Below are 22,827 nucleotides of genomic sequence, written 5' to 3'. Positions count from 1 at the left end.
CCGTCGGGTCGCCGTCAGGCCGCCGGCGTTCCCACCGCGGTGGTGAAGTGCTGCTCGACGTAGTCGAGGGCACCCTCACGGTCCGGGCAGGAGTGGACGATCCGCCAGCCGTCCGGGACGGCCAGGTGCGGCCGCCACAGCGCGTACTGCTCGTCGGCGTTCACGACGACCAGCCAGTCGCCCTCCCCGCCGTCGAAGGGGTTGCCGCTCATCGGTCGACCTCTTTCAGTCCGGAGTGATCGGGATCGAAGCGCACCGGCATGGTGGAGAACCCGGTCAGGAAGTTGGACCGGATGGGCAGCGCCTCGTCGGTCTGCTCGAAGCCGACGGAAAAGTCCCGCAGGGCCTTGAGCAGTTCGGCGATCTCCACCTTGGCCAGGTACGAGCCGACGCAGAAGTGCGGGCCGTAGCCGAAGGCCAGGTGCTTGTTGGGGGTGCGGCCGAGGTCGAACTCCTCGGGCCGCGCGAAGACCCGCTCGTCGCGGTTGCCGGAGGCGTGCCACAGGGTGACGATGTCGCCCTGCCGCAGCCGCACGCCGTGCAGTTCGGTCTCCCGCTCGACGCTGCGCCCGAAGTGCATGGTGGGCGAGGCCCAGCGCAGCACCTCGTCCACGGCGGTCTCGACGGCGACCTCGCCCTGCTTGAGCCGCCGCCACTGCTCGGGCTGGGCCGCGAGGGTGCGGACGCAGTCGATCATCGTCAGCCGGCTGGTCTCGTCGCCCCCGATGATCAGGCTGTAGCAGTTCAGCACGACGTCCTCGTCGGTCAGCGGCACCCCGTCGATGGCGCTGCCGATCAGCATGCTGATGACGTCCTCGCCCGGTGACTCGCGCCGCTCCTCGACGATGTCCATGAAGTACATCAGGATCTCGTTGCGGGCCATCTCGGAGTCGACCTCGTCGACGTCCTCGTCGTCCGCCGAGAGCGCGGTCTTGGTCAGGGAGAGCAGGTAGTCCCGGTCCCGCTCGGGCACGCCGAGCAGGTTCGAGATCGTGGTCATCGGGATCCGGCTGGCGATCTGCTCCGCGAAGTCGCAGCCGCCGGACTCGACCGCCTCGCGGATCCACTGCCGGGTGTTGACCCGGACGGTCTGCGCGACCTCGTCGAGCACCCTCGGCGAGAGCACCCGCTGGAGGATCTTGCGCAGCTCCAGGTGCCGGGGTCCGTCGGTGACGGCCAGCATCCGGCCGGCCCCGGCGTCGCCGCCCTCCAGGAGGGTGACGAGCACGTTGCCGCGCTGGGACGTGAAGTTCACGTTGTCCCGGTAGGTGGCCATGATGTCGTCGTAGCGGGAGAGCACCCAGAACCCCCGACGGCCGCCGACCGGCGGGTTCCAGTGCATCGGTGCGGTGTCCCGCAGGGTGCGCCAGAACCCGACGAGGTCGTGGTCCGCGAAGGTGGCCGGGTCTCCCAGGTCCAAGGTGTCCAGTGCCGGTGTGCTCATGGTCACCAGTCCGTACGCCAGAACCGGCGGGGCTGGAACGGGTAGGTGGGCAGCGGCACGCGGCGGCCGGCCTCCCCGAGGTGCAGGGCGTCGAAGTCCACCTGCTGGCCGGTCACCCAGGCGGCGGCCAGGTCGGACAGCGCCTCGTGGTCCCGGCCGGCCGGGACGATCCCGCTGTCGTTGCGCGAGAAGGCGCCCGGGTCGGTCCGCGGGGCGGCGGCGGTCGTGGTGGCCGCGCCGCGGGCGGCGTCGTCGGACAGCGCCGCGATCAGCTCCTCGCGGCTGCGGACCACGGCCGCCCACCGGCGGGCCATCACCTTGCGGCCGAGGTTGAGGGTGAAGCAGACGTCGTCCAGGCGCAGGCCGGGGTTCGCCTCCAGCCACTCCTTGAGGCGGGTGCGCTGGCGGCCCAGCGCGTCGTCGTCCAGGGCGGACAGGGTGGCCAGCCGCGGCCGGCCCTCCTCCTCGGGGGCGCGCTCGGCGGGCGCCGGCGCCTCCTCCAGCAGCAGGTGGGCGTTGTAGCCGCCGCCGCCGATCGAGGTGATGCCCGCGCGGCGGATGCCGGCCTCCGGCTCCCAGGCCGCGCCCTCGATCTGCGGCACGAAGGGGGTGCTGGGGAAGTCGAGGTCCTGGTTGACCTCCGTCAGGTTGATCGTCGCCGGGAGCGTCTTGTGGTACAGCGCCAGCGCGGCCTTGATCGCGCCGAAGCCGCCCGACACCACGCCGCCGTGGCCCACGTTGCCCTTGACCCCGCCGATCGAGGTGGTCGCGGTCTGCTTCCCGAACGCCATGGTCGCCGCGTGCACTTCGAGCTCGTCGGTCATCGGCAGGCCGAGGCCGTTGGCCTCGTACATGGACACGGTGTCCGGGGTGACGCCGCCGACCTCCATGGCGGCGGCGATGCAGGCGCTCAGCCGCTCGGGCTGGGCCAGGCCGTACGCCATCGCGCTGACGCCGTTGTTGTTGACGGCCGAGCCCCGGACCACGGCGTAGACGTGGTCGCGGTCGGCGACGGCCTGGCCGAGCGGCTTCAGCAGCACGGTGACCACGCCGCTGGACAGCGCGGTGCCGGTGCCGTTGGCGTCGAACGGGCGGCAGTGGCCGTCCTTCGACAGGATGCGGTTCTCCTCCCAGAGGTGACCGCGGGGGTGCGGCAGGCGGACCATCGAGCCGCCGGCGATCGCCATGTCGCTCTGGCCCAGCAGCAGCGACTGGCAGGCCAGGTGCACCGAGTAGTGGAAGCCCGCACAGACGGCGGCGACGGTGACGGCCTCGCCGGTGAGGCCCATGTAGTACAGCGCGTTGGAGGTCATGGTGTCCGGCGACCACGCCAGGCTGGCCTCGATCGCCTCGGGGCCGACCGACACCCGGTCCGGCGGGGAGCTGTAGAGCGCGGCGGTCTGCGGGTTGTTGGCGCCGTACATGCCGATCTCGGCCTTGAGCCGGTCCGGGTCGTAGCCGCCGTCCTCCAGCGACTCCCAGGCGCTCTCCAGGAACAGCCGGTTCTCCGGGGTCATCGCGGCCGCCATCCGGTCGCTGATGCCGAACACCGACGGGTCGAACTTGTCGTACGTGTCGAGCACGCCGCAGGCCCGTACGTAGAACGGGCTGTGGATCAGGGTCTCGTCGACGTGGATGTCGTCCTTGGCCAGGAAGGACACGGTCTCCCGGCCGTTGACGAGGATGTCCCAGAACTGCTCCTTGGTGCGGGCACCCGGTGCCCGCAGGGACATGCCGATGATGGCCACGTCACCCGGGTCGTACTCCTGCTCGGGGCTGTCGGTCATGGAAGGCTCCTGCTTCGTGTCGGGTAGGGGGCGTGACTCAGCGGCCGGTGGCGCCGCCGCGGCCGCGCAGGGCGGCACGGCGGGTGCCGGCCCGCTGGCGGGCCGACTGGACCACCTCGGGGGTGGCGCCGAACTCGTCGTCGAGCCAGCGGGCGAGGGAGGCGATGTCGCGGAAGCTGAAGAGGTCGGGCACGCGGACGCGGCGGTCGAAGCGCCGGGTCATCAGCCGGGCGAGGCGGACGAGCAGCAGCGAGTCGCCGCCGAGGTCGTAGAAGGCGGACTGCACGTCGATGGTCGACGGTTCGAGGTCGAGCAGCTGGCCCCAGATCTCCGACAGCGCGATCTCGGTCGGCGTGGTGGCGGCGGTCAGCGGCCCGTCGGTGTCGGCGGCCGGCGGCTCGGGCAGCGCGTTGCGGTCGAGCTTCCCGCCCGGGCCCAGCGGGAGGGCGTCCAGGAACACGAGCGTCGCGGGCACCATGTAGTCGGGCAGTTCGACGGCGAGCCTGCCGGTGACGGCGCTCTGGAGCGCGGCGTCCAGCCGGGGGCCGTCCTGCGGCGCGCCGTCGCCCGCGGGCACGACGTAGCCGACGAGCCGGTTGCCCCGGACGGTGGCGGCGGCCTCCCGGACCTCGGGGCAGGCGGTCAGCCGGGCCTCGACCTCCTCCAGCTCGATCCGGTAGCCGCGCAGCTTGACCTGGTGGTCGGAGCGGCCGAGGAACTGGAGTTCGCCGCTCTCGGTGAACTTGACGACGTCCCCGGTGCGGTACATGCGCTCGCCGCTGCGGAACGGGTCCGGCAGGAACCGCTCGGCGGTGGTGCGCGGCCGGTTGACGTAGCCGTGGGCGAGGCCGACGCCGCCGAGGTAGAGCTCGCCGGCCTCGCCGACCGGCAGCGGCTTCAGCTCGTCGTCGAGCACGTAGACCAGGTCGGTGGTGGTCGGCGGGCCGATGGTCGGCTCGTCGGTCCCCTCCTCGGGCACCAGCCCGAACGAGCAGAAGACGGTGCCCTCGGTGGGGCCGTAGGCGTTGAACACCCGGGTGGCGCCGGTCTCCTGGTAGGCCCGGTCGACCAGCTTGCGGCGCAGGGCCTCGCCGCCGAACACGATCGAGCGCACGTTCGGGGGCAGGGCGCCGGCGTCGAGCAGGCCGTTCATCACCGACGGGACGACGGACAGGTGGGTGACCCGGTCCACGTACCGGCTCTCCGGCAGGTGCACGGCGCTCTCGACGAGCACCACGGCGCCGCCGCGGCACAGCGCGTTGAAGATCTCCATCACGGACAGGTCGAAGCAGATCGAGCTGGCGGCCGAGACGCCGCTCAGGTCGCAGCCCTCCAGGACCCGGTCCATCTCGGCGAGCATCGCCACGGCGCCGGAGTGCCGCACGGCCACGCCCTTGGGCCTGCCGGTGGAGCCCGAGGTGTAGATGACGTACGCGGTGTCCTCGGGCACGACCGCGACGGGCTTCGCGCCGGCCTCGGTGGTCACGCCGTCCCCGAGCACGACGACCGTCGGCCCGGGCGGGCAACTGGCCCGGGACGCGGGCGTGGTGAGCAGCAGGCGGGTCCCGCTGTCCTGGACCATGAAGGTCAGCCGGTCGGCGGGGTAGTTCGGGTCCAGCGGCAGGTAGCAGGATCCGGAGCGCAGGGCCGCCAGGACGGCGACGAGCAGGTCGGGGGTGCGCTCGACGCAGATGCCGACCGGGACGCCGGGGCCCGCGCCGTCGGCGACCAGCCGCTCGGCCAGCACCCGGGACCGCTCGTTCAGCTCGCCGTAGGTCAGGACGCCGGCGTCGGAGTAGACCGCGGTCGCGTCGGGGTTCTTGACCGCCTGGGCGATGAACTCGGAGTGCAGGGTTTCCGTCACTTGTCCGTCTCCTTGGGGAGGCCGGTCGGCGCGATGTCGCCGAGGGCCTGGTCGGGTCGGGCGATCGAGTCGAAGAGCACGGTGCGGTACAGCGCGAGCAGGGCCGTCACGGTCCGCCGCTCCAGGTAGCTCGGCTTGAACTGGACGTGGCCGGCCACCCTGCCGTCGATGTCGGCCATCGAGATCTCCAGGTCGAACTTGGCGAGGTGCCGGCGCACCTGGAGCGGTTCGAGCGGCAGCGCGCCGTCCGGGGCGATGGTCTCGCCGACGCCGTGGAAGAGCTTGACGGAGCGGGGGAAGGCGTCCGAGGACAGCCAGTTGACCACCACGTCGAACCAGGGGGAGCGGCCCTCGGCGCGCGGCGGCTTCAGCTGGGAGGCCAGCAGGTCGAGCGGGTAGTTCATGTGCTCCAGGAGGCCGAGCGAGTAGGCGTGGACCTCGCTCAGCAGCTCGCGGAAGCTCCGCCCGCCGGAGGGGTTCGCCCGCACCAGCACGGTGTTGAGGTAGTAGCCGATGGCGGACTCCCAGCCGGGCTCGGCCCGTTGGGCGATGGCGGTGGCCAGCACCGAGTCCTCGGTCCCGGCCGCGCGGTTGAGCGTGGCGAAGAACCCGGCCAGCACGACGGTGCTCACCGACACGCCCTCGCGCACCGCGAACTCCCGCAGCAGGCGGGTCTCCTCGGCGCTCCAGCGGAACGCGATGTCGCGGCCCTCGTAGGTGACGCCCGGCGGCCGCTCCTTGCTGGAGAGGTCGAGGTGGGCGGGCGGGTCGGCCAGCTTCCGCGACCACCAGTCCAGGGCCGCCTCGGCCGCCGGACCGGCCAGCCACTGCCGCTCCCACTCGACGAACTCGGTGTACGGGGCGACCGGCGCGCTGCGGGCGGGGTCGGCGCCCTCGTAGTACTCCTGGAGTTCGCGGATCATGACGTCGGCCGAGGCCGCGTCCGACGCGATGTGGTGGACGAGCACCATCAGGTAGTGGTCGGAGGGTCCGCGCCGCATGAGGACGATCCGCACCAGCGGCCCGTTGTCCATGTCGAGCGGCTCGTGCCCGTACTGGGCCAGCTCCTCGCGGGCCTGCTCGTCGTCCAGGTCGGAGGTGTCCACCACGAGGAACTCGTACACCGGCTCGTCCAGGACGACCTGGTACGGGCTGCCGCCCGCCTCCACGAAGACGGTGCGCAGCGCGGGGTGCCGGTCCAGCACGGCCCGGACGGCGTGCTCCAGGGCCTCCTCGTCGACCGCCGTCCGGATCCGGGCGGTCACCATGAAGTTGTACGGCACGGCGTCCGGCGCGACCATCTGCATGAACCAGAGCGAGGCCTGGCCGTGCGAGGCCGGCGCCACTTCGAGACCGAGGCCTTCGGCGCGCAGCTGCTCCAGCGCCGGCGCGTCGGTGGCCTCCAGCAGCCCGCGCGCGTCCAGCTCCTCCACCAGCTCCTCGGCGTCCAGTTCGGACAGGTCCTCCAGGAAGGACCGCTTCGGCGCGGCCTCGGGGACCGGTACGGGCCGGGCGGCCGCCGCCGGCGCCTGGGGCGCCTGTGCCGCGGGGGCGGGGGCGGCCGGTCCGCCGGAGAGCCCGACGAAGTGGCCGACGACCTCGGCGATGGAGCGCCCGTCCAGGAACACCACCGGCGACACCCGGTGCCCGAGCACCGCCTGCATCCTGTTGACGAGGCGGATGGCCAGCATCGAGTCGAGGCCGAAGTCGCGCAGACCGGCGTTCTCGTCGAACCTGCTCACCGGCACGCCCAGCGCGTCGGCCAGTTCGGCGAGGACGACCTCCGGCACCGGCCGGTCCGCCGGGGCCGGGGCCGCCGCCGGCCGCACCTCGACCGGGGCGGCCACCGTCGCGGCCGGGGCGACGGCCGCGGTCCCGACGGCCGGGGCGGGCGCCGCCGCGGCGCGGGGCTCGGTGTCGATCCAGTAGCGCTCCTTCTGCCACTGGACGAGCGGGGTCTCCACGAGTTCGACGTCGTCGGCGAAGAGCGGGTCGAAGGTCAGCGGCAGGCCCCTGACGTACAGCGAGGCTGCGGCGCCCAGCAGGCAGCGGACGTCGCTCTCCTCGCGCCGCAGGGAGTTGATCGCGTGCACCTGGACGCCGCGGGACAGTCCGATCTCCTCGACCGCGCCGCGCAGCGTCTCGTGCGGGCCGATCTCGATGAAGGTGGAGACGCCCCGGTCGACCAGCGCACCGATCGTCTCGGCGAACCGGACCTGGTTGCGCAGGTTGTGCACCCAGTAGTCGACGTCGGCGACCGGGTTCACCGTGTCGGCCAGCGCCGTGGAGTGGAAGGGGATGGCGGGCGCCAGCGGGGTGATGCCGTCGATGCTCTCGCGCAGCGGCTCGATCAGCGGGTCCATGCCGGGGCTGTGCACCGGCCGTTCGACCCGGATCCGCCGGACCGAGACGCCGTCCCGCCGGAGGTCGGCCTCCAGGGCGTCGACGGCCTCGGGCGAGCCGGAGACCGCCGCGCTGGTGGGGCTGTTGACCACGGCGACGGCGGCGTGCTCGGCGTACGGGGCGAGCCGCGGCTGCAGCTCCTCCTCCGGCAGGTCGACCGAGATCATGGCGCCCTCGGCGGCCTTGCGCTCCAGCAGGTGCGAGCGCGAGACCACGACCCGGGCGGCGTCCTCCAGCGACAGCGCGCCGGCCACGCAGGCGGCCGCGACCTCGCCCAGGCTGTGCCCGACGACGGCCGTCGGCTCGATGCCCAGGTCGAGCCAGACCTTCGCCAGCGAGACCTGCAGGGCGAACAGCACGGGCTGCTGGAAGTCCATCTCCTCGTACCGGGCCTCCTCCGCGGGGGCGGCGAGGTGGTCGAGCACCGAGAAGCCGCCGGCCGCGCGCACGGCGGCGTCGCAGGCGTGCATCGAGGCCCGGAAGCCGGCGTGGGAGCGCAGCAGTTCGCGGCCCATGCCGACCCACTGGGTGCCGCCGCCGGAGAACACCAGTGCCACCCGCCGGTCGGCGTTGCCGGAGACCGTGCCGGTGACCACGTCGGGGTGCGGCTGCCCGGCGGCGACCCGGGCGAGTCCGTCCAGGACGTCCTGCCGGTCGCGGGCGAACAGCGCGATCCGGTGGCTGTGGTGGGTGCGCCTGGCGGCGAGGGTGTAGGCGAGGTCGGAGACCCGCAGGCCGGGGTCGCGTTCGACGTGGTTGGACAGCTCGCGGCAGGTGTCGGTCAGCGCGCCCGCGGTCCGGGCGGTGACGGGCACCAGGTGCAGCTGCCCGTCGGCCGCGGCGTCGCCCGGGCTCGGCGCGACGTGCCGTCCCCGGTCGCCGGCCAGGAAGGGGTGGGCCGCGACGGGGTGCCCGGCGGCGTACAGGGCGCCGAGCGAGCCGAGCAGGGTCGAGGCCTCGTCGGCGCCGCGCCGCAGCGAGGGCAGGGTGGTCGCCGGCAGGATCTCCGAGGCCGACTTGAGCAGGAGGGGGTGCGGGCTGATCTCGATCACCGCGTCGACGTCGTGGTCGCGCAGCTTCGTCAGGGCGTCGACCACCCGGATCTCCCGGCGCAGGTTGTCCGCCCAGTAGTCCGGTCCGAGCTCCGCGCCGTCGACGAGTTCGCCGGTGACCGTCGAGATCATCGGGATGCGGGTGCTCCGGGGCCTGATGCCGTCGAGCTCGACCTTCAGCGGGGCGAGGACGTGGTCGACCAGCGCCGAGTGCGGGGCGTGGCCCATCCGCACCCGGTGGTTGGTGACGCCGGCCGCGGTCAGCCGCTCGACGAGGTCGTCGATCTCCTGCGGAGTGCCGGTGACGAGCGTGGAGCTGAGGCCGTTGTAGCCGGAGAGGGTGAGCCCGCCGGTCAGGTGCGGCCGGACCTCGTCCGCGGGGGTCATCACCACGATGCCCTCGCCGCGGCCCACGGCCAGCAGCTGGAGGAGCCGGCCGTGGTGGGCGGCCAGGCGGGAGGCGTCGTCGAAGTCGAGGGCGCCGGCGATGTGGGAGGCGGCGAACTCGCCGACGCTCTGCCCCACGACGACGTCCGGCTCCACCCCCAGCGAGCGCCAGGTCTCGGCCAGCGCGACCTGCAGGGAGAACAGCAGCGGCTGGAAGACGTCCATGTCGTCGAGGCGGCCGTCGGGGGCCAGCAGCTGTTCGACGAGCGAGAAGCCGAGCAGCTCCCGCATCCGCTTGTCGGACTTCATCATGGAGCGGCGGAACACCGGCTGGCCGGCGAGCAGTTGGCGGCCCATGCCGACCCACTGCGAGCCGTTGCCCGAGAACAGGAACGCCACCCGCGGCCGGCGGCCGGTCTGCTCGCCGACACTCAGTCCGGGGGCCTGCGCGCCGCTGCCGAAGGCGTCGAGGCTGCTCCTGAGTTCGGCCATGTCGCGGGCGGTGGCCGCGAGCCGGAACGGGCCGTCGCCGGGCGTGCGGCGGCAGAGCGCGCGCAGGTCGGTCGCGTCGCGCAGCGCCCGGGCCCGCTCGGCCAGCGCCTCGCGGGAGTCCGCGGCCAGCAGCAGGAGCGAGGCCTCGGGGCGCGGCAGTTCCTCGACGGCGACGTGGCAGATCGAGCCGCCGAACCCGAACGAGCTGACGCCGCCGCGGCGGGCGTCGGAGTGCCGCGGCCACGGCTCCAGCCGGTCCTGGACGGTGAGGTTGTACTCGTCGAACAGGATCTGCGGGTTCGGCGCGGTGTAGTGCAGGCTCGGCGGCAGCACGCCGTTGCGCATCGACATCGCGAGCTTGACCAGGCCGACGATCCCGGCGGCCGCCTCCAGGTGGCCGACGTTGGACTTGACGGAGCCGAGCCGCAGCGGCTGCGGGCGGTCGCCGCCCAGGACGGCGCCGATGGCGTTGGCCTCGATCGGGTCGCCGAGCGGCGTCGCGGAGCCGTGGCACTCGATGTAGTCCACGAGGTCGGGGGAGATGCCGGCCCGCTGCCAGGCGGTGCGGAGCATCTTCTCCTGCGCCTGGGGGTTGGGCGCCGTCATGCCGTTGCTCAGGCCGTCGTTGTTGGAGGAGCTGCCCTTGATCAGGCAGTACACCGGCAGGTCGCGCTCCAGCGCCACGCTCAGCGGGGCGAGCACGACGACGCCGGCGCCCTCGCCGCGGACGTAGCCGTTGGCGCGGGCGTCGAAGGACTTGCAGCGGCCGTCCGGGGCGAGCGCGCCCATCGCGTCCATGGCGGTGTAGTAGTCGGAGACGAAGCTCAGGTTCACGCCACCGGCGAGCACCAGGTCGCTCTCGCCCAGCTGGATCGACTGGCAGCCCACGTGCACCGAGATCAGCGAGCCCGCGCAGGCGGAGTCGATGGCCATGCTGGGGCCCTGCAGGCCGAGGATGTAGGAGACGCGGTTGGCGATGATGCCGTCGTGCATGCCGGTCGCGGTGTGCGGGGTGATCTGGCTGTCGGGGCCGCGGTAGTGCGCCAGGGCGGCGTAGTCGCCCCAACAGGAGGCCATGAACACGCCGGTGTCACTGCCGACCAGGCTGTGCGGCGCGATGCCGGCGTCCTCCAGCGCCTCCCAGGACAGTTCCAGGATCAGGCGCTGCTGCGGGTCCATCTGGACGGCCTCGCGGGGCGAGATGCCGAAGAACAGCGGGTCGAAGCGGTCGATGCCGTCGATGAATCCGCCCCAGCGCACCCGGTCGTTCAGCAGCTCGCGGCGGGCGCCCGGCACCGGTCCGACGGCGTCGCCGCCCTCGACCAGCAGCCGCCAGAACGCGGACGGGTCCGGGCCTCCGGGGAACCGGCAGCCGATGCCCACGACCGCGACGGGCTCGTGCGAGGGCGTGCGGCGCCGGGTGGTCGGGGCGGGTTCCGCGGCACGCGGGCCCTCGACGAGTGCCCGGGCCAGGCCGTCGACGGTCGGGTACTGCCACATCCAGGTGGCGGGAACCTGCCAGCCGAGGAACTCGGACAGGGCGGCCGCGAGGTTCACCGACTTCAGCGAGTCCAATCCGTAGCGGTGCATCGGCGCCCACCGGTCCACCGAGTTCGCGGACAGGTCCAACAGCTCGGCAAAACGGGATAGCAGGAAGTCCGTGACGGCGGATATGTCTCGCGCTGCGCGCTCTTGGGGCATGGCGACTCCCTCAGCAGGGCTGGTGAAATGGGCGGGTGGAGCTTCACAACCGATCGTTCACAAGGGGGGCTCGTCAGGTATTCCGTATCAAGGCAGTTCGACTGCGAATGCTGGATCCGGCCTGTACATGACATGCATGGACGTGCGACCGGGCACCACTGCTCCTCGCGCGGGGAGGGGGGAAGGGCTGCCCGAAGCTCCGGCCGAGCGGTGTGGTCGTGCATGGTGACGACGGCAAACTTCGAGGTGACGCGGGTGGTCGCGATTCAGCGGCTCACTGTGGAATTCTCGCCGCCCCCGTGCGGCCCTGCCGGTGGATCTGTCGTGCAATCTCGCTGCCGGGATTTCGCAGTGCCGCTTTCTTTCGTCCGCCCTTGAGTGCGGAGAGTCCGGCGACTCCAGGATTGCGCACTTTGCGGGCCGGTTGAAGCGCTGGCGAGATTTGATCGCCAAAGTGTCCGATTCGATCTCCTCGGACGGTACCGTTCAGTTCCATCTGCGGGCGCGGGGCGGAGTGGACAGCGGACGATCGACCAATGCAAGCTGTCCGCATGGCAGTTGACAAATTTGATAGGGCGTCAGCCGATGCCAACAGCTCCTTACCCGGACGCAGCGACCACCTCGGGCGGGCACTCACCGGCCGCGACTTCCACGGCAGGCCCGCATGACCGACACCACTGACACCACCGGCGACACCACCGGCGCCGCGGCCTCACCGGTCCGCCGGCCGGGACTCGCACTCGGCGTCCTGGCCGGGGCGCTGGCCCTGGACGTGAGCGGCCTCGGAGTGCTCAACGCTGCGCTGCCCTCGGTGGGGGAGCGCTTCCACCTGGACGAGAGCACGCTCCAGTGGGTGATGACCGCCTACGCCGTCACGTTCGCCGGCTTCCTGCTGGTGGGCGGCCGACTGGCCGACGTGATCGGGCGGCGGCGGGTGTTCGAGGCAGGCGTCGCCCTGTTCACCGTCTCCGCGCTGGTCGGGGCGGTGGCCCCCAACACCGTGACGCTGCTGGGCGCGAGAGCGGTCCAGGGCATCGGCGCCGCCCTGTCGGGGCCGGCCGCGCTGGCCCTGCTCACCGACACCTTCCCGGCCGGTCCGGCGCGCAACCGGGCCTTCGGGGTGTACGCGGCCGTCGGCGCCGCGAGCTTCAGCGGCGGGGTGCTGCTGGGCGGCGTCCTGACCGAGTTCTTCGGCTGGCGCTCGGTGCTGTGGTTCTCGGTGCTGGTGGGTCTCGGCGTGCTGGGCGCGACGCGCATCGGACTGCCCGGCGGCGTCGGGCACCGCGGTCGGCTGGACCTGCCCGGGGCGATCACGGGCACGCTCGGCCTCACCCTGCTCGTCGTCGGTGTGAGCAGCAGCGGCGCCACGGCGTGGATCGTGCTAGGCGGCGCGGTGCTCTCCCTGGTGCTGTTCGTGGTGCGCGAGCACCGCACCGCCGACCCGGTGCTTCCGCTCGGCCTCCTCCGGATCGGCTCGGTGCGGGAGGCGAGCCTGGCCGCGTTCCTCCAGTACATGGGCTCGGTCGGGATGCTGTTCTTCGCGCCCCTGTACCTGCAGGGGATGCTGCACTACTCGCCCTTCGAGTCCGGCATCGCCCTGGTGCCGATGTCCCTGGCCGTGTTCCTCACCGCCAACTTCGCCACCGGGCGCCTGCTGGCCACGTACTCCCCGCGGACGCTGATGGCCGTCGGCCTCGTCCTGATCGGCGTGGGCACCGGCCTGTGGCTGGGCACGCCGCAGGACGGCAACTACGTGCTGCACGTACTGCCCGGTCTGGTGGTCAGCGGCATCGGCCAGGGGCTGAACTTCCCCTCGATGACGTCCGCAGGCCTCTCCGGCGTCCCGGAGCAGCAGCAGGCCGTCGCCGGCGCGGTGAACGTGGTGACGCAGCAGATCGGCGCCAGCGCGGGCGTGGCGGTGATGGTCCTGGTCGCGGGGACCAGCGCCGACCAGCTCGCCGGGTACCACCTCGCCTACGTCACCGCCGCCGTCGCGTGCGTGGTGGGTGCGGCGGTCATCGCCGTGAGGCGACGGGCCTGATTTCTCCTCCCGGGGGGCGGTGGCCGGCGTGAGCCGGCCGCCGCCCCTTCGTCATGTCCGGGGAGCCCGTGGCGCGTCGGCCGTCGTCCCCCGTGCCGCACCCGCCGTCGTCCCCCGTCCCGTGCCGGCCGTCGCCCCCGTGGGCCCGGAGCCCCGCCCCCGGGCCGTGCGGCCGGCTCCCCGGCGCCGGCTCAACCCGCCTCGGAGAGCCTTTCGTTCCTGGCGAGGGCCGCCGCCCGGACGTCCAGCAGTGCGAGCAGGACGGGCGGGTCGAGGGCGTGCACGGGCCGCAGGCGCAGTTCGAGCGGCTTCGGCGGGACGTTCGCCCTGATCTCGACGGGGCCGACGGAGCCGACGGAGACCTCGCCGGTGAGGACTTCGTCGAAGGAGGCGGGGACGGAGTGGGCGAGGAGGTACCAGGTCCCGGGCGGCACGTGTTCGAGGAGGAAGGCGCCGGGGCGGGGGAGGACGGTACAGGCGGCCGGCCGGCCCTCCGGGATGCGGGTGCGGAAGAGCCCGACGAAGACGCGGCCGAGGCCGTCGGCGACGGGAGCCCGGATCTCGCCGCGGACGGTGGCGAGATCCGTGGGCCGGGCCCAGCGCCGCCGTTCGAGTTCGATGCTCGTGGTGAAGCCGCGTAACTGGCGGAACATCGTGGGCGACGTGCCGACGCTGCTGGCGAACCGTGAGCTGAAGGTGCCGACGCTGTTGTAGCCGACGCGGTGGCTGATCTCGGTCACGCTGAGGTCCGTCTCGATGAGCAGACGTTTGGCGGCCTCGATGCGGATGGCGGACAGGAAGCGTCTCGGTGAGACCCCGGTCACCCGCTGGAATTCCCGGGAGAAGTGGAATTTGCTGTAGACGGCCGCCTGTGCCATGTCGTCTATGGTCAGTATTTCGCCGATGTTCTCGTGCATGACCTCGATGGCTCGGGCCACGGCCTCTTCGATTGCGGGCTTCACAATGACTCCAGGTTCTCGCAGTACCGGTGGACGACGGAAACTCCGCTCCGGTATTGCGTCCTGGAACGCGGCCGAGGGGGGCGGGCGGCCTGAAATACCGGAGCGCGCGAGGTTTACCCGCTCCCTTCTGTTAAGCGACGGTGACACACCGTGGCACCGTGATAACGACTGATGACCGTAGCAGGCGGACATGACAAGTTCAACGACTTCCTCGCGCGTTGATTTGGCAAAGCCGAGGGGTGGAATACCGGCCGGTATGTGTTTGAACTATTGAAGCAATTGACGAGATGCGCCGGAGGGGGGCATACGGATGTCACGGACGGGACGGATGTGATTCAGGAGTACTCGTGTGACGGCTGCGCCGGTCCGGCGTCGGAGCGGAATCGTTCGGGAATTCACCGCGGATCGCGCCGGCCCCGCCGTCAGTCCGAATCGGTCGTCGCCGGGTCCACCTCCTCCCACAGTCGCTCCACGGAGGCCGCCACCGATGCGACCGCGGCTTCCAGGATGTCGCCGGCCGCGACCATCAGCCCCACCAGCTGCGCCTCCAGCAGCCGATCGGCGTCGCACGGCTCGGTCAGGTATTCGCCGAGCTCCAGGACCACCAAACCGTGCACCGCGGACCACATCTGATGCGCCACCAGCTCGGCGTCCTCCGAGCGGAACCGGCCCGCCTCGATGCAGCGGGCGGCGCACTCGGCCACGCCGGCCAGAGTGTAACGGCCGTATTGCCGGTCCTCCTCGCCCAGCGAGAACCCGGCCAGCGAGGAGCCCCCGAACATCACCGCGTACAGGTGGGGGTTGGCCAGCGCATTGCACCGGTACGCACGACCCAGCAACGCCAGGTCGCTCACCGGGTCGTCACTGAACTCCACCAGGGTGAAGTAGTGCTGGAGCCGGGTGAACCCTTCATGAACCATGGCGCGCACCAGCCCGCGCATTCCGTTGAAGTGGGTGTACAGGGCCATGGTGGAGGTGCCGCTCTCGCTCGCGATGCGGCGGGCGGACAGCGCCTGCGGCCCTTCCTCCGCCAGCAACCGGGCGGCGATGTCCACCAGTGCCGGACGGGCACCGGGATCCGTGCGACGCGGACTCATTCCCTCAGTCAAGCAAAACGCCCTTATGTCAGGTACGTTCGCGCCCACAACCCTCCGATCCCCGCACAATGCGAGAAGCGGCCCGCGCGGCGCCGGGCATAGCTTTCCAGTCACTCAGCGCGACATTCCAGGGGCGGCCGACGGCCGGAGGAGAAATGTCGACGCCCGGTCGCGCGACCACCACACCAGCGCTCGACGGAGGTCGCTCTTGTCCACCACCACACGCCCCGGCCGGATCACCGGCGCCACATTGCTCCTCTCCTTGGGCAGCCTGATCGTGCTGGTCTCCTCCGCAGTGGCCTTCCGGCACTCCTTCGCGATGGATCCCGCGATGCCGATGGACCACATGTCGGCCGACGACGGCCGGAAGCTGCACGGCATGGCCCTGTCGGAGATGCCGGAGATGTTCACCGCCCTCGCCGGACTGCTGATCGTGGTGGTCGGCGCCGCCCTGCGCGGGCGGCCGAAATCCGTCGAGGCCGACTCCGGGACGGGGCGGCGCGGCCGGCTGCTGATCCTTCTCATCGGTACGGCCGCCCTCACCATCGACATCAGCAAGACCTCCACCCTGGGCTTCGTCATCCCCGGCATGCGGGCCGAGTACGGGCTCGATCCCCGCGCGGCCTCCCTGCTGGCGGTCTGCGGACTGACCGGGACGGCGACCGGGGCGCTGCTGTTCGGCGTGCTCACCGACCGGATCGGCCGCCGCAGTTCCTACCTGATCGCCACCCTCGGGTTCACCGCCACCAGCATGTGCGGCTCGATGCCCACCTTCGAGGGCAACCTGGTGATGTGCGCCCTGATGGGCGTGGCGGTCGGCGGCCTCGCCCCGCTGCTGATCACCCTGCTCACCGAGACCGTCGGCGGAAAGGTCCGCGGATCGGTGGTGGTGGCACTCTCCGTCGTCGCCACCGCGGTCGGCTACCTGGTCGCCGCCGGCTCGGCGCTGTGGCTGGAACCGGTGTTCGGCTGGCGGATCCTGTGGCTGATCGGCGCCCCCACCGGTGCCGTGCTGGCCCTCCTCACCCCCTTCGTCCCCAACCGCACCTCGGCCCCCGCCCCGGTGGCCGCGGGCGCGCCGTCGGCCGTCCAGCACCTGCCCAGGTCCTCACGGGCCCTCACCCACGGCCTCCAGCGCGCCTTCGCCACCCTGATCGGACTGCTCACCTTCGGCCTCACCACCTGGGTGCCGAGCCTGGCCCGGATCGGCGGCGTACCGGTGCACACCGCGAACCTGATGCTCACCATCGCGGCGATCGTGATGATCCCGTGCGCCCTGCTGCTGATGCTGGGCTACCGCCGCTTCGGACCGACCTCCATGGCGGCGGGCCTGGCCACCGTCACCGCGGTGCTGCTGCTGGCGCTCACGGCCAGCGGCGCGGTGGCCGAGGTGGGCTGGATCGCCGCGGGCGCGCTGGTGGCGGCCCTGTTCTCGGTGAACTCGATGGCCGCGATCTTCCTCCCGATCGCGGCCGACCTGGCGGATCCGGAACGGCGCGGCCGGACCACCGGGTGGGTCTCCCTGTTCAACCGGCTGGGCGGCCTGATGGGGCCGCTGCTGCTGGCGAGCCTGGTGTCCTCGCCCTCCGCCGTCCTGGTGGCGGTCTCCGTCCTCGCCCTGCTGTGCGGCGCGGCCGCCTGGTACATCAGCCGCCGGCACCGGCTCGCCCTGGTCGGCCTGGAGCCGGTGACCGACTGAACCGACCGACCGACCGAACCGGCTGACTGACCGACTGAAACGACCGGCTGACTGACCGACTGACCGACCGACCGACCGGGAGCACGCAGGCCGGGAGAAAAACAAAACAACCCGCTGGCCAACCAGCCATTGTCTCGCGCAAAAGACGAAGAACAAAGAAGACGAAAAAAAGAAAGACCGGAACACCACGGCCCGCCCACCCACCACCCTTTTCGTCCGCCCGGCCTGCCGTGTTCCGCCGCAGGAGCGGACGCACGGGGGTACGGACAGGCAAGGGGAGGGGAGCGCCGCGGAGCGGGCCGAGCGCTCAGCACGAGCAGAGAAGCCCGCAGATCCGCGCCCGGCCGATACTGGGCTGGCCCCCGATCCGACGCCCCGCAGCGTGCGTCGAGACGGCGTCGGCATCCGGATCCCCCCTACGGAAGGAACAGGCATGCCCGACTCGCAGGACGTGATATCCGCACTGGCGGCGGACGGCGACGCCGTCGAAGCCCTGGTGGCGAACCTGGCGGACGCCGACTGGAAGCGGCCCACGCCCGCGCCCGGCTGGACCGTCGCCCACCAGATCGCCCACCTCGCGGCCACCTTCAAGATCGCGGGAATGGCCGCGGGCGACCCCGAGGCGTTCAAGGCGATGGCCGCCGGCATCGGGCAGGACTTCGACGGCGCGGTGCAGCAGTCCCTCAAGCCCTACCTGGCGTCCGGTACGCCGCAGCTCCTGCTGGAGCGGTGGAACGCCGAGCGCCGGACCGCCGAGCAGGCCCTGGCGGCCGTCCCGGCCGGCCAACCGGTGCCGTGGCTGGTCCGCCCGCTGCCGGCGCCCGTGCTGGCCGCGGCCGGCATGATGGAGCTGTTCGGCCACGGCCAGGACATCGCCGACACGCTCGGAGTGCACCGCGAGCACACCGACCGGCTCCGCTACCTGGTCGAATTCGCGGTCCGCACCTGGGACTTCGGGTACCAGGCGCGCGGGCTCACGCCGCCCGAGGCCGAGTTCCGCTTCGAGATCACCGCCCCGTCGGGAGCCCGGTGGGAGTTCGGCCCCGCCGACGCGGAGCAGCGCGTCAGCGGCCCCGCCGTCGACTTCTGCCTGCTGGTGACCCGGCGCCGGCACCGCGACGACCTGGCCCTGACGGCCGAGGGCAAGGACGCCGACGCCTGGCTCGACCTCGCCCAGGCCTACCGAGGCCCGGCCGGGGAGGGCCGCGCGCCCGGCCAGTTCCGTTCGCAGCCCGGGAACTGACCCTCCGTCACCCGTCCGGAAATCCGAGAGAGGGGACCTTCATGGCCACCCGTACCGACGAATGTGCCGTGGTTCTCGGCGGAAGCATTGCGGGCCTGCTGGCGGCCAGGGTGCTCTCCGAGTCCTACCCGAGGGTCGTCATCGTCGAACGCGACAAGATCCTCGGGGTCCGCGGCCCGCGCCGCGGCGTCCCGCACGGCAACCACGCCCACGGGCTGGTCGCCCGCGGCCACCAGATCATGGAGTCGCTGTTCCCGGGCCTCACCGACGAGTTGATCGCGGCGGGGGTGCGGCCCGGGGACTTCAGCAACGACATCCAGTGGTACTTCAACGGGCTGCGGCTGAGCCCCGCCCGCACCGGCCTGCCGTCCGTGCCCGCCACCCGGCCGGTGCTCGAACACCACCTGCGCGAGCGGGTGCGGGCGCTGCCGGAGGTGTCGTTCCTGGAGGAGCACGACATCGTCGCCCCGGTGACGGACGCCTCCGGACACCGGGTCACCGGGGTCAGGGTGCAGGCACGCACCCCCGGGGCCGAGGAGCGGACGCTCTCCGCGCACCTGGTCGTCGACACCACCGGCCGCGGCTCGCGGACCCCGCGGTGGCTGGCCGACCTCGGGTACCAGGCGCCGCCGGAGGAGCGGATCGAGATCGACCTGGCGTACACCACCCGCCACTACCGCCTGGAGAAGGACCCGTTCGACAGTGACATCGCCATCATCCCGGCCGCCACGCCCTCGCACCCGCGCGGAGCGTTCTTCTACCGGGTGCCCGGCGAGGACAACCAGGTGGAGCTGTCGGTGACCGGGCTCCTGGGCGACCACCCGCCCACCGACCCGGAAGGGTTCCACGCCTTCGTCCGGTCGCTGCCCGTCCCCGAGATCTACGAGGCGATCCGCGACGCCGAACCCCTGGACGAACCGCTGCGCTTCCGTTTTCCGGCCAGCGTCCGCCGGGACTTCCACCGGCTGGAGCGCTTTCCGGCCGGACTGCTGGTGATGGGCGACGCGATCTGCAGCTTCAACCCCGCCTACGCCCAGGGCATGACCTCGGCCGCCCTGCAGGCGCTGGTGCTGCGCCGGCACGCCGCCGGGCGGCGGCTTCCCACGCCCCAGGCGTACTTCCGGGACATCGCCCGCGAGATCCGCTCCCCGTGGTCGTTCGCCGCGGTGACCGACCTGGGCTACCGGGGCGTCAAGGGCAAGCGGAACCTCCAGACCGCCCTGGTCAACCGGTACGCCGCGCTGGCCCAGCGGGCTGCGGTGCACGACCCCCGGGTGACCGACGCGCTGGTGCGGATCGCCGGACTCGTGGCCTCCCCACAGTCCCTGATGCACCCTCGGACGCTGCTGCGCGTGCTGCGCGCGGCCCGCCGTCCGGTACCGCCCTCGGCCTTCGGCGTGCCCGCTCCGTGAGCCGGCCGGTACCGGGTTCCGCTGGTGCGGAAAAAAGTTTTTCGCGAGGATGTCGCCAGATGTCGAGATCGGCGGATCAGCGCCGACTTAGGAGTGAAGGCCCCACCGGGCGCCTCACGTCGCAAGGAGCGGAACCATGAAGTACCTGATCATGATGTACCCGAACGCCGATGTCCTCGCCGCGCTGCCGGAGGAGGAGCGCAACGCGGTCTTCCAGGGCCACGGTGCGTTCATGGAGAAGATCAAGGCCACCGGTGAGTTCGTCGGGACCCTCGCTCTGGCCGGCCCGGACCAGAGCTCCGTGGTTCGCGTTCGCGGCGGCGTTCCCGCGGTGACCGACGGCCCGTACGCCGAGGCCAAGGAATACGTGGGCGGCACCTACATCATCGAGGTCGCGGACCTGGCGCGCGCCCACGAGGTCGCCGCGATGATCCCGGATGCCGCGGTCGAGGGCCTCGGCATCGAGGTCCGTCCGATCGTCTTCAGCGAGGGCGCTTCCGCCTGACCCGGCCGCCCGGGGGCCTCACGGCCCCCGGGCTCCGCCCCGCGCCCTCGCCAGTCCGTGTGCTGTGCATCGAGAGGACGAACACATGAAGGTTCCGGAGTTGCTCCGAGACAAGGTCGTCGTCGTGTCGGGCGTGGGATCCGGTCTCGGCCGGACGCTCGCCGTGCGGTGCGCCGAGGCGGGAGCCGACGTCGTACTCGTGGCGCGCACCGCGTCCTACCTCGACGAGGTGGCCAAGGCCGTCGAGGAGACCGGTCGCCGCGCGCTGGCGGTTCCCACCGACATCACCGATCCGGATGCCGCCGGCGCACTCGTCGCCGCCGCGCTCGACGCGTTCGGCCGGGTCGACACCCTGATCAACAACGCGCTCGTGGAGCCGCCGCACACGGAACTCCACGACACCGACCTGGACGACGTGCGCCTCGGCATGGAGGTGACCGTCTACGCGGCGCTGCGGCTGTCGAAGCTGTTCACCCCGGCGCTGAGGGACAGCCGCGGATCGATCGTCATGGTCAACTCGTCCGTCCTGCGGCACTCCAAGCGTGCCTGCGGGGCCTACAAGATCGCCAAGTCGGGCCTGCTCGCGGCGGCCCAGATGCTCGCCACCGAGCTGGGCCCGGAGGGCATCCGGGTGAACACCGTGGCGCCCGGGCCGATGTGGACCGACAAGGTGAAGGGGTTCATCGGCGAACTCGCGGCCATGCGCGGCCTGTCGTTGGAGGAGGGCTACCAGGAGGTGGCCGCCGACATGGACCTGCGCCGCCTGCAGACCCCGGAGGAGACCGCCGACGCGGTGCTCTTCCTCGCCTCGGACCTGGCGCGCGCCGTCACGGGCCACTGCCTCGACGTCAACTGCGGTGAGTACCACCACTGATCCCGCGTCCGTCCCGCAGGCGACCCGTGGACCGCAGGCCGGAGCGCCGGCCGGAGCACCCTGACGCTCCCGACGGACCCCAGGTGTCCGAGAACATTCGAACAAGTGTCCTCACGTGGAGCCGATGGTGTCGATCACCATCGGCTCCACGCGTCTGACCAGCGAAGACCGTGGATCCGCCGGGCGTCGCGGAAGTCTTCTCAAAAAAGTTCCGCGAACCGGCGCAAGAATCGGCCCGCTGCTTCGACAACGTAGTGAGCGACATTCCGAAATGATCGAAAGGACGCATCACGGCCATGTCCGTCACTACAGCGGAAACCGACCTCCCTCGCACGAGCGCGCGGCCCTGGCTGGCACTGGCGGTTCTCGCCCTGCCGACCCTGCTGGTCGCGCTGGATGCGAACGTCCTGTTCCTGGCGCTGCCCAAGCTCACCGCCGACCTGGGTGCCAGCAGTGTCCAGCAGTTGTGGATCACCGATGCCTACGGATTCATGGTCGCCGGTCTGGTGATCACCATGGGGACCATCGGCGACCGGATCGGGCGCCGCCGACTCCTCATGGCGGGCATGGCGGTGTTCGCCCTGGCCTCGCTGGCCTGCGCCTGGGCGACCAGCCCGATCATGCTGATCACGGCGCGCGGCGTGCAGGGCATCGCGGGCGCCACGCTGATGCCCTCGACCCTCGCCCTGATCACCAACATCTTCCGTGACGACAAGCAGCGCGGGAAGGCCATCTCGATCTGGGCCACCTGCACCTTCACGGGTGCCGCCCTCGGGCCCGTGCTCGGCGGCGTGCTGCTCGCGCCGTTCTGGTGGGGCGCGGTGTTCCTGCTGGCCGTCCCGGTCGCGGCCGTGGTGCTGATCGCCGGGCCGATCCTGCTCCCGGAGTTCCGCCCCGAGCAGTCCCGCCGCCTGGACCTCACCAGCGTCGTGCTCTCGCTGCTGGGGATCCTCCCGGTGGTGTACGCGATCAAGGTCCTCACGCTGGGCACCGCGAGCACCGTCACCGGTGTGGCGGCGCTGGTCGTGGGCCTGCTGTTCGGCACCGTGTTCGTGCGCCGTCAGCTGAAGGGCGAGGACCCGCTGCTCGACCTGCGGCTCTTCGCCAACAGCTCGTTCACGGTCATGCTGACCGCGCTCGCGCTGGCCGGGATGATCCTCGCGGGCACCGCCCTCAACGTCACCCAGCTGCTGCAGACGGTGCTCGGCTACTCCCCGCTGGCCTCGGCGCTCTGGTTCGTCCCGATGGGCCTGTGCATGGCGGTCGGGACGATGTCCACGCCGGCCCTGATCCGTTCGATCACGCCGCGGACCGCGATCGTCGGCGGCATGTTCCTCTCCGCGATCGGCGCGGCGGTGCTGATCCTGGTGAACGGTGAGCACGGCCCCTGGCCGATCGTGCTCGGCACCGCGGTCATCGGTCTGGGCGCCGGTCCGATGTTCGCGCTCGGCATCGGTCTGGTGGTCGGCTCGGTGCCGCCGGAGCGCGCGGGTTCGGCCGCCTCGATGGCGGAGACCGCGAACTACCTCGGCGGTGCGCTCGGTCTGGCCGTCCTCGGCACGATCGGCTCCGCGGTCTACAGCAGCGAGATGAACGGCGTCGGTTCCGACCGCGCCCGGGAGACCGTCGCCGGCGCCGCCGCCGAGGCCGCGCAGCTCGGGGCCGACGCCTCCGCGGCGCTGCTGAAGACGGCGCACGCGGCGTTCGTCAGCGGGCTGAACGCCGTCGCCGCCGTCTCCACAGGGGTCTTCGTCCTGCTGGCCCTGCTGGCCGGGGTCTACTTCCAGCGGGCGGGCCGCAACAGCGGTCAGTGACCTGACCGGCCGACCCGACGGGGCCGGCGCGGGACCCACGGGTCCCGCGC

General features: G+C 71.9%; 14 protein-coding genes. 7 read left to right on the top strand and 7 right to left on the bottom strand.

The window, feature by feature from the left end; translation table 11 throughout:
• Window positions 1-14: 14 nt before the first annotated feature.
• From ACFVGO_RS26800 to ACFVGO_RS26780, 5 genes are read right to left on the bottom strand one after another with little or no spacing between them, the layout of a single operon-like run.
• The gene (locus ACFVGO_RS26800) at window positions 15-212 is read right to left on the bottom strand and encodes an MbtH family protein (protein ID WP_359906749.1); all 198 of its coding nucleotides are present in this window, start codon (window positions 210-212) and stop codon (window positions 15-17) included.
• Window positions 209-1,450, bottom strand: a complete 1,242-nt coding sequence (locus ACFVGO_RS26795) for a cytochrome P450 (RefSeq protein ID WP_380634485.1) — start codon at window positions 1,448-1,450, stop codon at window positions 209-211. Before ACFVGO_RS26795 ends, ACFVGO_RS26800 begins: the two co-directional genes overlap by 4 nt.
• A complete protein-coding gene (locus tag ACFVGO_RS26790) occupies window positions 1,447-3,231 on the bottom strand; it encodes a type I polyketide synthase (RefSeq protein WP_359906755.1) in 1,785 nt (594 codons plus the stop codon). The genes ACFVGO_RS26795 and ACFVGO_RS26790 overlap by 4 nt, the downstream gene beginning before the upstream one ends.
• A 37-nt stretch (window positions 3,232-3,268) precedes the next feature.
• The gene (locus ACFVGO_RS26785; protein WP_380634482.1) at window positions 3,269-5,095 is read right to left on the bottom strand and encodes an amino acid adenylation domain-containing protein; all 1,827 of its coding nucleotides are present in this window, start codon (window positions 5,093-5,095) and stop codon (window positions 3,269-3,271) included.
• Window positions 5,092-11,130 carry an acyltransferase domain-containing protein gene (locus ACFVGO_RS26780; RefSeq protein WP_380634480.1) on the bottom strand — a complete coding sequence of 2,013 codons (6,039 nt, stop codon included), beginning with the start codon at window positions 11,128-11,130 and terminating at the stop codon, window positions 5,092-5,094. Before ACFVGO_RS26780 ends, ACFVGO_RS26785 begins: the two co-directional genes overlap by 4 nt.
• Before the next feature lie 664 nt (window positions 11,131-11,794).
• Here ACFVGO_RS26780 and ACFVGO_RS26775 point away from each other — a divergent pair.
• Window positions 11,795-13,171 (top strand): MFS transporter, encoded by a 1,377-nt coding sequence (locus ACFVGO_RS26775; protein ID WP_359906763.1) that lies wholly within the window; start codon window positions 11,795-11,797, stop codon window positions 13,169-13,171.
• A 191-nt stretch (window positions 13,172-13,362) separates the two neighbouring features.
• Here ACFVGO_RS26775 and ACFVGO_RS26770 read toward each other — a convergent pair whose 3' ends face one another.
• Both ACFVGO_RS26770 and ACFVGO_RS26765 read right to left on the bottom strand, forming a co-directional pair.
• Window positions 13,363-14,133, bottom strand: a complete 771-nt coding sequence (locus ACFVGO_RS26770) for a helix-turn-helix domain-containing protein (RefSeq protein ID WP_380359350.1) — start codon at window positions 14,131-14,133, stop codon at window positions 13,363-13,365.
• Window positions 14,134-14,555: 422 nt separating this feature from the next.
• Window positions 14,556-15,230 carry a TetR/AcrR family transcriptional regulator gene (locus ACFVGO_RS26765; RefSeq protein ID WP_359915568.1) on the bottom strand — a complete coding sequence of 225 codons (675 nt, stop codon included), beginning with the start codon at window positions 15,228-15,230 and terminating at the stop codon, window positions 14,556-14,558.
• Window positions 15,231-15,438: 208 nt separating this feature from the next.
• On the opposite strand from ACFVGO_RS26765, the gene ACFVGO_RS26760 reads away from it, so the two are divergent.
• From ACFVGO_RS26760 to ACFVGO_RS26735, 6 genes are all read left to right on the top strand, one after another.
• Window positions 15,439-16,929, top strand: coding sequence for an MFS transporter (locus tag ACFVGO_RS26760; RefSeq protein ID WP_359915570.1), 1,491 nt, complete (start codon window positions 15,439-15,441; stop codon window positions 16,927-16,929).
• A 433-nt stretch (window positions 16,930-17,362) separates the two neighbouring features.
• Window positions 17,363-18,172: a TIGR03084 family metal-binding protein gene (locus tag ACFVGO_RS26755; protein ID WP_359915490.1), complete on the top strand. Its 810-nt coding sequence runs from the start codon at window positions 17,363-17,365 to the stop codon at window positions 18,170-18,172.
• A 41-nt stretch (window positions 18,173-18,213) separates the two neighbouring features.
• Window positions 18,214-19,584, top strand: coding sequence for an FAD-dependent oxidoreductase (locus ACFVGO_RS26750; protein ID WP_359915488.1), 1,371 nt, complete (start codon window positions 18,214-18,216; stop codon window positions 19,582-19,584).
• Window positions 19,585-19,720: 136 nt separating this feature from the next.
• A complete protein-coding gene (locus tag ACFVGO_RS26745; RefSeq protein WP_359915486.1) occupies window positions 19,721-20,089 on the top strand; it encodes a YciI family protein in 369 nt (122 codons plus the stop codon).
• Window positions 20,090-20,189: 100 nt separating this feature from the next.
• Window positions 20,190-20,963, top strand: coding sequence for an SDR family oxidoreductase (locus ACFVGO_RS26740; protein WP_359915484.1), 774 nt, complete (start codon window positions 20,190-20,192; stop codon window positions 20,961-20,963).
• 296 nt (window positions 20,964-21,259) lie between these two features.
• The gene (locus ACFVGO_RS26735; protein ID WP_380359249.1) at window positions 21,260-22,777 is read left to right on the top strand and encodes an MFS transporter; all 1,518 of its coding nucleotides are present in this window, start codon (window positions 21,260-21,262) and stop codon (window positions 22,775-22,777) included.
• The last annotated feature ends 50 nt before the right edge of the window (window positions 22,778-22,827 follow it).

The organism is Kitasatospora sp. NPDC057738 (genome assembly GCF_042798815.1).
Classification (GTDB): domain Bacteria; phylum Actinomycetota; class Actinomycetes; order Streptomycetales; family Streptomycetaceae; genus Kitasatospora; species Kitasatospora lactacystinica.
The sequence above is the reverse complement of the archived record's forward strand: the minus strand, read 5'-3'. Positions and strand labels throughout refer to the sequence as shown.